The organism is Vibrio sp. nBUS_14 (assembly GCF_051201655.1).
Taxonomy (GTDB): domain Bacteria; phylum Pseudomonadota; class Gammaproteobacteria; order Enterobacterales; family Vibrionaceae; genus Vibrio.
On the sequence record NZ_CP179207.1, the window covers coordinates 217080 to 231996 of the forward strand.

12 protein-coding genes and 1 pseudogene are annotated in these 14917 nt (G+C 38.8%); 2 read left to right on the plus strand and 11 right to left on the minus strand.

The features are described from left to right. Positions 1–9: 9 nt before the first annotated feature. From ACMAZD_RS18555 to ACMAZD_RS18565, 3 genes are all read right to left on the minus strand, one after another. Positions 10–2754 carry a TcfC E-set like domain-containing protein gene (locus ACMAZD_RS18555; RefSeq protein WP_435250125.1) on the minus strand — a complete coding sequence of 915 codons (2745 nt, stop codon included), beginning with the start codon at positions 2752–2754 and terminating at the stop codon, positions 10–12. Continuing rightward, positions 2754–3269 carry a hypothetical protein gene (locus ACMAZD_RS18560; protein WP_435250126.1) on the minus strand — a complete coding sequence of 172 codons (516 nt, stop codon included), beginning with the start codon at positions 3267–3269 and terminating at the stop codon, positions 2754–2756. The genes ACMAZD_RS18555 and ACMAZD_RS18560 overlap by 1 nt, the downstream gene beginning before the upstream one ends. A 197-nt stretch (positions 3270–3466) precedes the next feature. Then, entirely contained in the window at positions 3467–4003 is a 537-nt protein-coding gene (locus ACMAZD_RS18565) for a hypothetical protein (RefSeq protein ID WP_435250127.1), read from the minus strand. A 187-nt stretch (positions 4004–4190) separates the two neighbouring features. On the opposite strand from ACMAZD_RS18565, the gene ACMAZD_RS18570 reads away from it, so the two are divergent. Next, the gene (locus ACMAZD_RS18570; protein ID WP_435250128.1) at positions 4191–5114 is read left to right on the plus strand and encodes a helix-turn-helix transcriptional regulator; all 924 of its coding nucleotides are present in this window, start codon (positions 4191–4193) and stop codon (positions 5112–5114) included. A gap of 406 nt (positions 5115–5520) precedes the next feature. Here the strand turns inward: ACMAZD_RS18570 and ACMAZD_RS18575 are convergent, their stop codons facing one another. Together ACMAZD_RS18575 and ACMAZD_RS18580 are read right to left on the minus strand one after the other, a co-directional pair. Next, positions 5521–6228: an SDR family NAD(P)-dependent oxidoreductase gene (locus ACMAZD_RS18575; RefSeq protein WP_435250129.1), complete on the minus strand. Its 708-nt coding sequence runs from the start codon at positions 6226–6228 to the stop codon at positions 5521–5523. A 158-nt stretch (positions 6229–6386) separates the two neighbouring features. Next, entirely contained in the window at positions 6387–6884 is a 498-nt protein-coding gene (locus ACMAZD_RS18580) for an NADAR family protein (protein ID WP_435250130.1), read from the minus strand. Between the two features lie 852 nt (positions 6885–7736). Between ACMAZD_RS18580 and ACMAZD_RS18585 the strand changes: the two genes are divergently transcribed. After that, entirely contained in the window at positions 7737–9263 is a 1527-nt protein-coding gene (locus tag ACMAZD_RS18585) for a phosphatidylinositol-specific phospholipase C domain-containing protein (protein ID WP_435250131.1), read from the plus strand. Positions 9264–9666: 403 nt separating this feature from the next. On the opposite strand, the pseudogene ACMAZD_RS18590 reads toward ACMAZD_RS18585, so the two are convergent. The 6 genes and pseudogenes from ACMAZD_RS18590 to ACMAZD_RS18615 all read right to left on the minus strand — a co-directional run. Continuing rightward, a pseudogene (locus ACMAZD_RS18590) lies at positions 9667–9833 on the minus strand (ISAs1 family transposase); the annotation flags it as partial. Between the two features lie 12 nt (positions 9834–9845). Next, positions 9846–10502 carry a Qnr family pentapeptide repeat protein gene (locus ACMAZD_RS18595; RefSeq protein WP_435250132.1) on the minus strand — a complete coding sequence of 219 codons (657 nt, stop codon included), beginning with the start codon at positions 10500–10502 and terminating at the stop codon, positions 9846–9848. A gap of 316 nt (positions 10503–10818) precedes the next feature. Continuing rightward, complete coding sequence (locus tag ACMAZD_RS18600) at positions 10819–11301, minus strand: MarR family winged helix-turn-helix transcriptional regulator (RefSeq protein ID WP_017105440.1); 483 nt, start codon at positions 11299–11301, stop codon at positions 10819–10821. Positions 11302–11664: 363 nt separating this feature from the next. Continuing rightward, positions 11665–12879, minus strand: a complete 1215-nt coding sequence (gene choV, locus ACMAZD_RS18605; protein WP_435250133.1) for a choline ABC transporter ATP-binding protein — start codon at positions 12877–12879, stop codon at positions 11665–11667. A gap of 2 nt (positions 12880–12881) precedes the next feature. Next, positions 12882–13724 (minus strand): choline ABC transporter permease subunit, encoded by an 843-nt coding sequence (gene choW, locus ACMAZD_RS18610; protein ID WP_017105438.1) that lies wholly within the window; start codon positions 13722–13724, stop codon positions 12882–12884. Between the two features lie 108 nt (positions 13725–13832). Next, positions 13833–14804 carry a choline ABC transporter substrate-binding protein gene (locus ACMAZD_RS18615; RefSeq protein ID WP_435250134.1) on the minus strand — a complete coding sequence of 324 codons (972 nt, stop codon included), beginning with the start codon at positions 14802–14804 and terminating at the stop codon, positions 13833–13835. Positions 14805–14917: the final 113 nt, after the last annotated feature.

The window sequence follows — 14917 nt, forward strand, 5'->3', positions numbered from 1 at the left end:
GAAACCTCGTTAGTTCGCTTGTGCAACAGGATATGTTATTGCGTTGCTGCCATTAAGCTGCATTGCTAAAAGCCTTAATTCATCGATATCTCTTTTATAAATTGCGATAGAGTCCATTATATCTATCGACGAATGAGCTAAATATATTGCAGTGAAATTTCCTATTTCTTTTTGAATGATTCGGTAACCTCTTGACTCGAGCTTTTCAAGTGCAATATTTAGTTTGTTAGAATTTTGATACGCGCCCAAAAATACAGCCGTCAATTGCATTTCGCCATCATCCAAGCTTATTGGTTTATCTTTTTCAACTGGTAGACAATAATTTAAACCAAAATTCGTCTGTTCAATTGACGTTAGCTCAAAAGGCAATAAACATTGACTCTCCTTGGAAGAGAGTGTGAAATCCATGCCTTCTAACACCGATACGCGATAAACGCCATCCGTCATTTCATTCACGTCAATGCAAGCTTCACCGTGACACTCCATCTCTAAAATTGGCTGCTCAGATATATCATTGAAAGCACTGACAAATGAAACCACTCTACTGACTTTAGGCTCTATCAAAGCCACGGTTCCAGGGTGCGTGAATACCGTCGTACTGCTGTCACCAGAATTGTAGATATCAAGACTTTCTGAATCGAAGTTAGCACGATACTGACGGTAATCCTCCAGAGGGACAATTGTTTCATCTTGGTACACAATAAATTTACCGCTACTACGACCTTCTTTTTTAAGAGAGAACAGACCTTTTTCATCCATGATTCTCTCCATGTTACCCACCTGTTCTATATCGACAAGCGTATAGGATGAAGCCGCTCTATCTGTTACATACACATTGTCACTTGTGGCGATTTGACTACTAGAAAGACCGCCTGTAAAACCATTAGAACCGTTAGTCGAAGTGCTTATGGTTCCATTCATACTCGCGTATTTTGTCGTGCCATTCGCGACTAACTGCGCGTCTTGGTACATGTCATTATTTCCTTGAGCATAAGTGTTACTCACTTCGAGCGATGTATTAAAAACCTTCGAGTCGACTAATTGCTTTCGTCTTAAAGTGGTTTTGAATTGATTAACTTCCTCGTCAGTCCCTGTAAGCCCAAAAATTGTCTCTACGGTATCCGACAAAGGAACACTCCATAATAAACTAACAGATGTATCATCCGTCGCTTCTGAGTAGTCAAGATTAATATTGATATGTGAGTTTAGCGCTGCCGGCGCACTATATCCCACCGACAGAAACTGTTGCTCTTGTTTATTATCACTATTTATATTAGATGTTGGATTATCCTGATTTAACGAGTAAGTAGCATACAATGAATGCCCTCCCGAAAAGTTATATGATAAATCCGCGGATAAGCGCGAATAATCCGCCCCCCCATAGATATACGAAGCTATAGGATCGCTGTGTTGATTGTCTAACCGATTGTAGGAGAGGCTTAAATGAGGGATACCCACATTCACGTTGAGATAAGATGCCTCTTCGAATTGATTGTATACAGCTTCAGAATCCAACCCCCAATCTATCATATTATATGAACCGCCAATCGAGTACATGGAACCACTCTCAGTGATTAACCCTCCTAAACCAATGAGTATGCTCGAAGTGAATTGATAGCTAATGAGACCCTTACTATAGAAGTCATTTTCTATATTTTGAATATCATTATTCGAGTCATCGTAAGCACCTCCTGAGAACAGCCCCCCAGTCGCCACAAAATCGAAATCCCCTTGAGTCAGCGTATCTGTTCTTGCATTGTATACTTGAAAAGTTTGCGTGTTGATGACTTGCCCGCCACTCATCACATTCAGAACAACCTCATAACGCCCCATAGGTAATTGACTATAAGATATTGAGTTTTGCCCTTCTGGCACAACGCCTTGAAAAATTAATCGGTCATCACGTAGTACTTGCACACTGCCGCTTGCGGGCGCATAAAAACTTAATGCTTTGTTATTGTTATTCCCCCCAACAAGCAAATTTTGGGATGTACCTATGATAATTGAGTTTTGAGAGATACGTGCCATATTATTCAAGAAGTCAGTTGAGTTTATTTCGGGGTCATACTCAAAATGCCCCGCTTTTATTGAATAAGACTCAACGTCTAGGTGATAGGCGGCTTCGTAAAGCTTAGAGCTATCATCACGGTTACTGAGGTTAAAATCACTTTTTAGATACCCATATGGAAGACCTACTGTTGTTTGATCATTGAAAGAAATAGTAGAATTTTGATCTTGGTAATCACTGATATAGAGATCGAATGAGTTAATTAAACCATTATTTTCACTGAGGGAAGAATGATACAATACCTCTTCGTTATTATCGGAGTACGACAGCACGTTAGGGGAAACATATAAATACAACTCTCGATCATTATAGTTATGTACTATTTCAAATGTTTCAGGATATAATTCACACTCATTGAGCTTTCCCAAACAGCGCGAGTGATCTTTTACACCAATCATAAGCTGCTCAACAATCGACTGTTGATATTCATCCAATATGGAATTATCGTTTAAATATTCAAAAATTGACGAGATCGACTCTTCATTGTTCGACTCAAGTTTAATAGTGTTAAACGACGTTAAAAAAACAATCGGCGATGTGAAAGAACCATCTAAATTACGAAGACGTACTTTTTCAGGTTTTATTTCAAAAAGATCCTCAAAACCTTCAAGCATGCCTTGACTATAACTAGATTGCGAAAGCATCGGTAATAATAAGCAAAAAAATATTGCTGACAGTCTAAACATTAAATATCAACCTCTATATCAAAATTTACTTCACCACTACAACTCTCTGGTAATCCTTTTGTGGTGATATTTTTAAATGGAGAAAAACTTAATTTTATTTCATGTTCACTAGCCATCGTTGAACCATTATTAGAATTAAATCGGTCAAAGTAGATAGCCTCTCCTTCAGAAAGGTCCTTCTGATCAATCGTTAATTTAACAAATTCTTTTTGCTCATTTACCTCACCAGAATAATCCGTACAGCTTGCCGTATTTTTTGTTAACTTCGCTTTATATGGAATATCTATAGTTCCGTTGGGAATATCGGTTTCAATCCTTAAAATACTATTAACATCATCAAATTGTTTTTTATCTTGACTTACTTTTAATTTTAAATTGCTCGGTTTAAATACAACTGACGTAATTGACTCTTCATAAAGTTGTCTTACGTCTAATGTCGTTTTTATACTAAGTAATGTGCTCGCCCCCTCTACATTCATAGTAATCAAGGCTAGTATTAATATGCATCTTTTCATTGTTACTACCTTTAACATGCTCGGTATGAATTGTTAGTTCCATAAATATTAACGTTAAAAATGATAGATTAATCATTTATTCAATTCTAAATACTCTATATTTATATACTCAGCACTTATCTACGAGTGTGATTTTTCTCAATAAAAAAGCCCTTATTTAGGGCCTAATTTATTCTTTATCAAATAGACCATCAGAACTATTGATCGGTACCACCGGTAACAACATCTGCGATTAACGTGATTGACGCCGCAACCGCTTTGCCGGCTACATCACTTGTGTCCAAAGATTCAGTCTGGTGAATTGCCGCTTTGATCGATGACGCGTTATCCACTGTTTCGCTTATCGCTTTCACTTCATCGTTGAGATAAACTACAGGCTTAGTGCCGTTAACATCAACACCATCGTATGTGATAGTTGCTTTTTTCAGTGTCCATTGTACTGGTTGTAGTTCACCCACTTTAAACTCTTCTGCTGAAGTGCCTTCATTTTTACGGGCTTCAAGAGTCAGGCTTGAAGATTTAAATTTACCATCGACCTCAGCGACAATCGTACCCAGTACTTCAGCCAAATCACCACCTTGACCGGTAATCATTAGGCTATCTGATATTCCAGTTTCTGGCACAGTACCTTGCCAGATAAGAGTTGCATTAAGCGGTTCTGCTGATGCATTGGTTGCCGCCATTAAACATGTTGTCATTGCTGCAGTAATCGTTAGTTTTTTTAGGTTAGTCATTTTTCTTTTTCCTTTAGAAGTTATATACTTTTCTCAGATTTAATATTTTTTAAATCAGCATTGAGTTGCTTTTCAATCAACGTTGAGCTGATGGATGTATTATGCAGATCATCAGGAAGGAATAACTTAGCATCGTGAAATTTAAATTTAATTAAATGCCCACTTCAAGGCTAACTTAAGGATAGATATGCCAATAACATTTCCAGAATTCCTAAAAAAAGTAAGAAATACTCGGAAATTAACACAGCAAGAGGTGATTGATTTATTGATTGAGTCGGACGATGTATTTTCTAAGATCGATCTGACCACATTTAGCCGCTGGGAGCGTGGCGTGACCTCACCTAAACTTGCAAGGCAATTACTTGTTGCTCGAATCATGGATGAGGATGTGGCTCTGCTCATTAACCCAGAAGCGCAGCCGGCAATGAAAAACGTCGCTAATTTCGAGCAGATACGTTTAAGAGTTCGCAACCCGTATAGTTCAGATGTCGCTCCATTTACAACGCATCATTATAAATCCCTATCGAACCAATCCGAACTTTGTCATAAGTTAATGACATTTCATCAAGATTATTTAGGGATGAACGTTAATTTGTCGGATTTTGAACATCCCAATCTTATGCTCGATGTATTTATTGATAGCTCAGGTGTTCTGATTGGACACCTTCTTTACGGATATTTAGACGCTTCAAAACTCGATTCAGGATACGTGCCATCCCTTCTTTCAGAATGCGATTTCTTGCAACCTAAAGAGCATACCAACACCAACCTAACTTTATATGTCGTTTCCGTATACAGTGCACTAGCTTCACCAAGAATGGTTATTGTTTTAATGCTGCTGGATATATTGCGACAGAACAATAATATCAGATATTTACAAGCTAACTGTCATGATCAAGAAGGCTATGCATTTTACGAATCAAACTCGGACTGCGAGTTAACGAGTAAAGGTCCTAGCTTACCCTTCGGAGGTGTTAAAGTGTATGGCAAACATTTTCGTTATGTCCGAATAAAAACCAACACCGAAAGTCTTTTGGCCTGCGCACTGTTTTCTGAAATGCTGCCTTTTACTCATGATTACATCCAGAAATTACTCAATAAATCTTCATAACAGTTAAGAATATTAATCGTCTTATGTTGTAATAAAGAGGGTTCAAAACCGATTACACTACGGCCAGCTAACCTGAAGAGAGTTAATTTTGACTCTCGTTAGTTTGGCAACAAGCAGTAAGCAATATCGTATGTTAACCTTCGATATTTTTCACAATACTGTAACTAATTCACTCATCACTACTTGGGCTATTAAATTCAAAAAAAGGCCCCATACTCGGAGTATATAAGAATGGGGCAAACAACACATCAGAGAGTTATTTATATGTAATAATTCACATATGATGAATAGCATTTATTTATAAGCATTACGATAAGTGCCTACTTGGCACGATTGAACTGGGCATTTCAAGTTTGTAAATTGTAAGCGCTCCATAAAACCCGCAAACTACCTATCTAGGATATGTCTATTCTAAATCTATGATTCGGCACCTTATGGATAAGGTATTTATTACAGCTCCTGAAGATAGACTTCGAATAAATCTAAATGCCTTGGCTAGGTCTTGTGTTTCAATTTTAAAATTATTATCAATACGCCCATCGTTAGTCATATCGCTATCCACTACACTAGGGCACAAACAGCAGACTGTTATCCCAAAAGGAAGAAGTTCTTGATAAAGTGAATGGCTATAACTAACTATTGCAGCTTTTGTCGCTGAGTATGCGGCAATCTTTGCGACTGGTACTAAACCAGCTGTAGAACCGAGAGTATAAATTTCACCGTATCCTTGTTGTTTCATTTTATCCGCAACTAAATTACAGACAGTTATTGTCGATAATAGGTTTACGTTTACCAACTCAGAAAGTTTAGCTAAGGATAGGTTAGTATTACCAGCCGCCAATACACCAGCACTGTTAACCAAAACGTCAATATTTTCATACTTTTTGTGGATTGATCTGATTGTACTTTCAACTTCAGATGGATTGTTGAAATCGACTGTAATTACCTCAGCGAGGCATGAGGGATACTGTGATTTAATTTCGATTTGAGCCTGCTCAAGGTTTTGCTGATTTAAGGAAAGTAACACCAAAGTGTATCCTTCTTGCGCAAAGTAATGAGAAATAGTTTTACCAATCCCGCGACTAGCACCTGTGATTATGGCAATTTTAGACATCATGATTCCCTCTGAGCGATATGATCTGTGTATTATTAGAGTTAAATAGCGTCGCTAATTTAGAATTAGTCTTTGTGAATTTGAATACGACCATAATGCTGCTCCGAGCCAATCAAACCATTGCATCGATCAATTCGACAGTAAGCTGGCTTATATCTTCAACAGCAGTAAACAGGTACTTGTAACGGAAAAACTGATCCCGCAGTAAGTTGTTGCCGCACCGCCATCAAGATCTTTCCCAAATGGTTTTCTCCCGTTCCATCTCCCCCATCGCCCCAGAAATGGTCTTTAGGAGTATGCTCTTTGATTATCGACTTACCGGTACTTTGCAAAAATGAGAGCAAATATGGATTCTGTCTAAACTTCTCGGTCACAATGAAACGCATTACCCTGAGGCGGATGTCATGCCAATCGCCTCGAACTTGATCTTTGTATTTGCGGCTCAAAATAAATGCTTCATTTGGTGTGCTCGCCTCAAAAATGTTAAGTCTAAGTTTTTGTGAAGTAAACTTCATCGCTTGATAGTAATGCTCACTGGTTGCCCAAACTTGCCCATCAACCATGATAGGACAGATCGCAAAATTTGAAAGGTATCCATTCGGATCCTCAGGTTCATAAAACAAGATTTCCACAGCTTTATCCATATAAATTGACATTGCCTTCTCCTTACCAATGAAAAATACAACCAAATGCTTATCGTATGATTGCATAGCAAATTAACGAAGCTCACTTTACCTCAATACAATCTGATCAGCACTGGCATTTAATATCACAAAGCCTACAAAATGCCTTCAGGTGCAATTTGAGGGACGCTTATTCCTTTCAATATAGCGAATTGCTACTCATTCTATTTCTATACCATTACTTTTACGCGATATATGCCTGTTGGTAACACACCTCGACGAAAACCTTTTACATTCTGCTCTTCTAATGCTTTAACGAAAAAATCTCGGCTTTATTGCGTAATAGTAAATGTGACCTTTTTTAGTAATATTAAACAGGAGTACCGTCTTTATCCGACGATTTACTAAACCGTAAGAGGTTATAGAAGCGCAGCCTAAGATTTAACAGATAGAGATAAAGATTAGGGTGTGTTGACCATTCGTGGTTAAATTTCGTTCGGGTGGGGACGCCTAGTCAAAAGCGTTTTAATCGCGGCGAGGGAGAAGTAGCCTAGCCATTCTAAGAAAATCTCCCTCAACAAAGAGTAAAACGCTTTTAGTCGAACCCTTCGGGCAGCGTTTGCTGCAAAAATCAGATCGAAAGATCAATACGCCCTAATCAATAATTTTTTATGCTACAAATCCAGAATCTGTTGTGAATCCAAAGTTTCAGTATGCAGTTTATTAAATTTATAAATTTTTATTGTTAATAAATCATCCTATTGTTCATTATCGATAGTGAAAATTTTTACAATTTTTATTTTTGATAAATATCGTTTTTATTGTTCAAGCAAAGCTAATTCAATAATTTAATATTTTTCACCATTGGATAATTTAGGTTACTTCATGTTAAAAAAAACTTTTTTATTTTTTATTTTATTAATAGTTAATGATTGTTATGCTCATAATGACAATGCGTACTATCATGGCTCATCACTTCAGCAAGATCGAAGTAAATGGCAGCAGAGATTACCTGATAATGTTAAAATTCGCTCTATATCCATTCCTGGAACACATGGTTCTGGATTTTTCCATGGAGGGGATGGTTTTAAAACTCAAACTTTATCAATTTCACATCAATTAAAGTCCGGGATTCGATTTATGGACATACGATTGAGGCATATTAATGATTCTTTTGCAATTAACAATGGCATTGTATTTCAGAAACAGTTCTTTGATGACATTTTAAGTGGTTCCACCCAATTTTTAAAAGAAAACCCTTCAGAATTTATTTTGATGAGAATTAAAAAAGAATATAATGAAAAAAATAACACAAGGTATTTTAGTGATACATTAAGGGAGTATATTAAAAACCCACTATATAAAAAATATTTATATAGTGGAGATAGTGACAACCCTAATATCAGCGAAGTAAGAGGTAAAATAATATTTTTAAATGATGGGATATATAGTGACATTGGTATAGATTATCTTTCATTTAATATTCAAGATGAAAGTAAAGTATCTACTAACTGGGATTTATATTCAAAATGGGAAAATGTTAAAGAATACTTAACGTATGCCTCTGAACAAAAAAAAGATGTTATAAACTATTTAAGCGCATCTGGGGGTTCTTTTCCTTACTTTATTGTTAGTGGGCACTCGTCACCTCAAACAGGAGCACCAAGGCTACTAACAACACCTGGTTGGTGGTGGAAATACCCTGACTTTCCTAGAGTTAGCTGTTATATCGATATATGTAATATAGCTTTTGAAGGGACAAACACTCTAACAAAAAATTACATTTTAAATAATAACAGTAAATATGTGGGCATAATAGTAACTGACTTCCCAGGGCAAGGGCTCATAGATGCTGTGATTAATTCTAATAATTTTGCTTACTTAGAAGTTTTTGAACATAGAAAATTTGAAGGAGATAAAAAAACAATATTTAACAATATTGATTGGATAGGAAAAAGTTTTAATGACAAAATTTCCTCTTTGATTGTTCCTTATGGTTTTTTTGTTAAAGCTTATGAACACGCTAATTTCCAAGGAAGAGTTAAACTATTTTCGGGTAAAGTTGGTTGGGTTGGAAATAGTTTCAATGATAAAATTTCGTCTTTAAAGCTATTAAGGAAAGGTACTGAGGTTATTTATGATGATGCAAAGTTGAGAGAGTTGTCGGATACTGGTGAAGAGGGATTTTCAAAAATACTTAAAGAGAATAGCACTATAAAATTAATTATATCGAATGGTCACTGGGCTCCACATTTCTCTTTACCATTTAAGTCAAATAGAGGAGATAAAGTTATATTTGATAGTTCAGCAGATTTGAGGTTAACTATTTATTATAATGATAAATCAATAGAGTTGAATAAAAACCATAAGTTAACCTTTGTTTATGATGATGTTTGGCATATTTCGAAATAGCAATTCACGCTGATATTGCTTAGCTTTCTCAATATTATTTAGGTATTTAAACTTTTCGTCAATGCTTTACATTATCGTTAGATATTTGCTCAATACCTACCGAGTGATCTCTATCTTAATTTTTAGAGATTAGTACTTTGTATCTGAGGTGTCCGACTGGACGCCTCATTTACTTTATAAATTGTGGAGTTAACACAGGAAGACGGAGCTTTAGTGCACTGTCAGTTTCTGGTCATCACAACATGACCAAAAATCAAATTGTCCCTTACTCAGCAAAGAAGGCCGGCCGCATGAGGGATCGCCTGGTTGAAACCTGCACTTAATACTGTCTCTAACATCGCACTATTCATCACGCATACACATTGTTCATATGGGTGGTGCGCGCTTTATCTTCTCGATTTTATGAGCCTAGAAGCATCTTTCCGTCGTCAGGAACAGCTTGACCTTCGGTAAGCGTTTGTGTCGATAACATCCTGTCGATGAAGCACTCTGAAACTGCTCTGGTTCAATTAGAGAAATTATACGAGCGATAATGTCATCAGCAGGAATACCGTTCAAAAATTGGTCATTTCACTCGCCTTATCAATCAGGCATAACCACAATACCCATAGTTTCAAGCAGTTGCTCTTGTTGCCAAGCGACAATTTTAATGCCCGATGTGTCGACCTTACGAGGGTCTAACCCCTCTAATTCAGCGTGACACAAGTTTGCACCCTGAATACTGAACTGCCCCCATACATCTTCAGAGAATACGCCTCGGCTCAGATCTGACTCCTTTAATGACGCTCCTGCAAGGTAAGTCTCTATCCAACGGTTCTCAAACAACTCACACTTTTCTAAGCAGGCCTGTTCAAAGTTTGCATAGGAAAGGTTACAGCCTGTGATATACGCCGAGCAAAAATACATGCGATTACTCACCTGATTAGCAAAATTTGTTCGCGTAAAGTTCGCTCCTTTCAAGTCACATTCACGTAGCTCAATCCCATAACAATTGGCGTTGCTAAAATTGGCCATGGCGAGCTGGCAGTTCTGAAAACTTGCATCACGCAAGTCTGCGATACCAAAGTGACACCCTTCGATATCGCCTTGCTCGATGAACTTACAATTGATAAACGTTGCATCGCGTAAATTCGAGCGCCTAAAGTCGCATCGAATGAAAGTGCACGCTGTAAATGTTAGCTCTGATAGATCTTGATGAGCAAAACTGTGTTGATGATAAGTGCTGTTATTGGTGTCCATTTAGCCCCCTAAAGAAATGAAGCTCAGACTACCACTGTGATCTTTAAAAAACATTAAATTAAAAACTAATAAAAACAGCCACTTAAAACACCCCAATTTGGACATTTTAAGGTACCAAACAGACTCTTTAAGGTTGTTGTTTTCAGTTTATAGGACGCGCCTATAGTGAAAAAAGTTTTGTTGCTTAGAGGAGGGAGAGGTAAATAACTGCGCACAAACCTGATTACCTCTAATTGAGATCAAAAATGGCCGCTCAAAGCGACCACTAAATAATATTCTAATACATTTTTTTTAAGTAATTAACTCAGCTAGCTAATTAGCTCTTAACAACGTTGGCAATGCCTTCAAGCTGTAGAACTGGGGCAGCGTCGATGTCTTCTGCGTTCATCATTGCAGACACTCGTTGCATCGAAGAGAGCAGCAGGCTTTGCTCCCATGCTTCTAGGTTTTGGAATTTTTTAACGAAGTTATCTTGTAGCGGTGGTGGCGCATTGTTAAGTAGCTCTTGGCCTTTATCAGTCAAATTCGCGTGAACTTTACGTCGATCAGCAACACTACGGATACGTTGCACATAACCATTAAGCTCTAGACGATCGATGATTGTCGTTGTCGTCGCTTGACTCACATTAGTTTGATTAGACAATTCTTTGATCGTCACATTACCCATCTCTTGGATTGCGCGCATTAAAATCAATTGAGGGCCCGTCAAACCATACTCTTTACTCAGCTTTTTCGAGTGTAAATCGATAGCGCGAATAATTTGGCGAATAGCGACCAAGATTTCGTCATGTTTATCCAAGATGCAGACCTTTGTACTAATATACTGTGAGTGGCTTTACAGTGCTGTAGCGATGAGATTTTCCAAACTGAACAGCTTAGGATCGCTCGAATTACACTGTAAATTGATAATTTACTTCATTGATTTTTCCGCATTGTACTGATGTTAATACTATTCTCAATCTTTTCTATACCACTAAACTTGCTTGGTACGGCACTTTTACTTAATGAAGGGGGAATCAAAGCTTCAATGAAGACAAAAATAATGAGTCAGAGAATACAAACTCAAAGAATAATATATCTTAATAATCATAGAGGTAGAGAGAATTATCCCTCTCCACTCAATATAAAACCAGCCCCAATAACTAAGCTAAAAAACGAAATTTTACGCAGCGGTATTCATCTGAAAGTTACCAGTAAGCGCACTATAAAATTCACTGTTATCCAAAATACCGACCAGTTTATTGTCTTCCACCAGCAAAATCGGGTGATTACTTAGCTGTTTCAGTTTAATCGCATCACGCATGCCAATCTCTGGACTTGCCACTACAACACTTGATGCGCTGATTGCAGTCAAATCATCAGATTCGTTCCACTCAACAAGCGCCAACGTCGATTCACCTTTTACAGATAACGTACCTTCATTCTGCTCAATCCATAGGTCTTTAGAGTCACAGATATTCCAACTTTCATCTTCTTGTTTCAAAGAATCCAGTGGTTGCATCAACGAACGACCTTTGAGGACGTTCAACGGGTTAGTGTGTGCGACAAAATCTTTCACGTATTCTGTTTTTGGCGTGAGTACGATCTCTTCAGGCTTACCGTGTTGAATCAATTTTCCTGACTCCATGATCGCAATGTTATTACCAATCTTCAGTGCTTCATCTAAATCATGACTCACGAATAGAATCGTTTTGTTAAGCTTGTTTTGCAATAGGATTAGCTCATCTTGTAACTGCGCACGAATCAACGGATCAAGCGCCGAGAATGGTTCATCCATCAATAGAATGTCAGTATCCATCGCAAATGCACGCGCCAAACCAACACGTTGCTGCATACCGCCAGAGAGTTCATGCGGATACTTGGTTTCCCACTCTGCCAAACCTACCATTTCTAGTTGTTCTCGTGCTTTAGCACGACGAACATCTTTAGCGACACCTTGCATTTCAAGACCAAACGCCACGTTATCTAACACGTTTAACCAAGGCATTAGGGCAAACTTTTGGAACACCATCGAAACGCGGTGAGTACGAAGGTGACGTAAGGTCGCTTCGTCACACTGTTCACCTAAATCAACCAGTTTGTCTCCATCTTTGATCGCCAATGAGCCACGGCTGATCGCATTCAAGCCATTCACTGCACGCAATAAAGAAGATTTACCTGAGCCCGATAAGCCCATCAGCACACAAATCTCGCCTTCTTCGACGGTCAGCGACACATTGTCTACGCCAACGACTTGGCCAGTCTCATCAATGATCTCTTGGCGAGGTTTACCTTGATCGAGCAGCTCAAGCGCTTGCTTCGGCTTATCACCAAACACAACATCGAGATTTTTAATAGTAATCGCGCTCATTGTCTTTTGTTCATGAGAGTTAGGCATGATTAAGCTTCCTTCTGGTTTGGTGTTTTGCACAAGCGATCAAGAATAATAGCGACTAATACGATCGCCAGTCCGGCTTCAAAACCTTGTGAGATGTTCACTGTGTTCAATGCACGAACAACAGGTTTGCCAAGCCCGTCAGCACCAACAAGTGCCGCAATCACTACCATAGAAAGCGATAACATGATGCACTGAGTGACACCAGCCATAATGCTTGGCAAAGCCGCTGGTAATTCCACTTTGAGCAGCAATTTCATACGGCTAGCGCCAAACGCTTTACCTGCTTCAATGAGCTCTTCTGGCACCTTAGTCACGCCCAAGTAGGTCAGACGTATTGGCGCCGCGATAGCAAAAATAATGGTTGAGATTAAGCCCGGAACAATACCTAAGCCGAATAAAACCAAGGTTGGGATAAGGTAGACAAATGTTGGTACCGTCTGCATTAAGTCAAGAATGGGGCGCAGTAACGTATACAACCAAGGGCGATGCGCGGCCATAATGCCAACTGGAACACCAATTAATACGGAAATCGTTGTCGCCGCAAAGACGAGAACAAAGGTTTCCAGCATTTCTTGCCAATATCCAAGATTTAAAATAGTCAGCAAGGCTGCAACCACGAAAATCACAAGCGAGGGTTTACGGTGTAAATACCAAGCAATCGCCGCAGTAATCACGATTGGTAAAGCCGGTGGCATCCACTTAAATACATCGACTAAAAACATAATGATGGTTTCTAAAAAAATCGAAATAGCGTCAAAGAATCCTGCTGCATTGATCGTTAACCAATCAACACCCGCTTCCATCCATTGACCAACAGGGATTTTGTTTTCCGTAATAAAATTCACAATATTGCCTTTTATTATGGGTGGGCTACTTCAAACCAATCGAACAATTGGCAAGCCCACCTTTTTTATTTATAGAGCTTTGATAAATAGATCGATAGATAGGTAGAACTAAGCTTTAACTTGTTTTAGGTATTCAGTAACCGCTTGCGTCGCTGATTCACCTTTATGCGTTTTTACGTTGTCTAACCAAGCTTCAACTTGTTGTGGGTTAGCATTTAACCACTGTTGCGCCGCTTTTTCTGGCTTCACTTTTTGGTTAAGAATCTCTTCCATCAACTGGTTTTCCATCTCTAACGTAAACTCTAGGTTTTGCAGAAGTTGACCGACGTTTGCACACTCAGACATGTAGTTTGAACGAACATTGGTGTAAACATTTGCTCCACCGTAGTTCGGGCCGAAGAAGTCGTCACCACCTGATAGGTATTCCATCTCAACGTTGCTGTTCATTGGGTGTGGTGCCCAGCCTAGATAAACGATCCACTGGCTACGACGAGCAGCGCGAGATACTTGCGATACCATGCCCGCTTCACTTGATTCAACTAAGCTAAAATCTTTTAAGCCAAAAGCGTCAGAATCGATCATCGATTGGATTAGGCGGTTACCATCGTTGCCCGGCTCAATACCGTAGATGCGGTCTTTGAATTTATCGGCGTGCTTAGCTAAATCTGCGAAGCTTTTAACCCCCGCGTCGTACACGTATTTTGGTACGGCTAGTGTGTATTTTGCACCTTCAAGGTTGGCACGCACTGTCTCAACCGTTCCCGCTTCGCGGTACTTAGCGATGTCGCCTTCCATTGTTGGCATCCAGTTCCCTAGGAACACATCGATGTCGCCGTTCGCCATTGAAGAATAAGTGACCGGAACGGAAAGTAGGTCGGTTTTGGTTTTGTAGCCTAGACCTTTCAGTAGTTCTGAAGTGACAGCCGTTGTCGCTGTGATGTCTGTCCAACCGACATCAGCGAAGCGTATGTTTTCACATTGTTGAGGTTCAACAGAAGCGTTAACACTAAATGCAAATGAGCTGATGGCTAGTGCTGTTAACGTTTTTGTCGTCACGTTCTGAATATTTAGAGTCGTCATAATGGTTCCTTTTTATCTTTCCTTTTTCTGCTCGATATCAACACCGATAGAGAGCAGTTCTTCTGACTTTTGACTAATTAGTTTTGTTATTTTTTGCTTGTTACTTGTTGTTT

What these genes read in the sequence shown, in the direction of transcription:
- ACMAZD_RS18555 (WP_435250125.1), bottom strand. Translation starts at nt 2,754, where the DNA reads ATGTTTAGACTGTCAGCAATATTTTTTTGCTTATTATTACCGATGCTT.
- ACMAZD_RS18560 (WP_435250126.1), bottom strand. Translation starts at nt 3,269, where the DNA reads ATGAAAAGATGCATATTAATACTAGCCTTGATTACTATGAATGTAGAG.
- ACMAZD_RS18565 (WP_435250127.1), bottom strand. Translation starts at nt 4,003, where the DNA reads ATGACTAACCTAAAAAAACTAACGATTACTGCAGCAATGACAACATGT.
- ACMAZD_RS18570 (WP_435250128.1), top strand. Translation starts at nt 4,191, where the DNA reads ATGCCAATAACATTTCCAGAATTCCTAAAAAAAGTAAGAAATACTCGG.
- ACMAZD_RS18575 (WP_435250129.1), bottom strand. Translation starts at nt 6,228, where the DNA reads ATGTCTAAAATTGCCATAATCACAGGTGCTAGTCGCGGGATTGGTAAA.
- ACMAZD_RS18580 (WP_435250130.1), bottom strand. Translation starts at nt 6,884, where the DNA reads ATGTCAATTTATATGGATAAAGCTGTGGAAATCTTGTTTTATGAACCT.
- ACMAZD_RS18585 (WP_435250131.1), top strand. Translation starts at nt 7,737, where the DNA reads ATGTTAAAAAAAACTTTTTTATTTTTTATTTTATTAATAGTTAATGAT.
- ACMAZD_RS18595 (WP_435250132.1), bottom strand. Translation starts at nt 10,502, where the DNA reads ATGGACACCAATAACAGCACTTATCATCAACACAGTTTTGCTCATCAA.
- choV (WP_435250133.1), bottom strand. Translation starts at nt 12,879, where the DNA reads ATGCCTAACTCTCATGAACAAAAGACAATGAGCGCGATTACTATTAAA.
- ACMAZD_RS18615 (WP_435250134.1), bottom strand. Translation starts at nt 14,804, where the DNA reads ATGACGACTCTAAATATTCAGAACGTGACGACAAAAACGTTAACAGCA.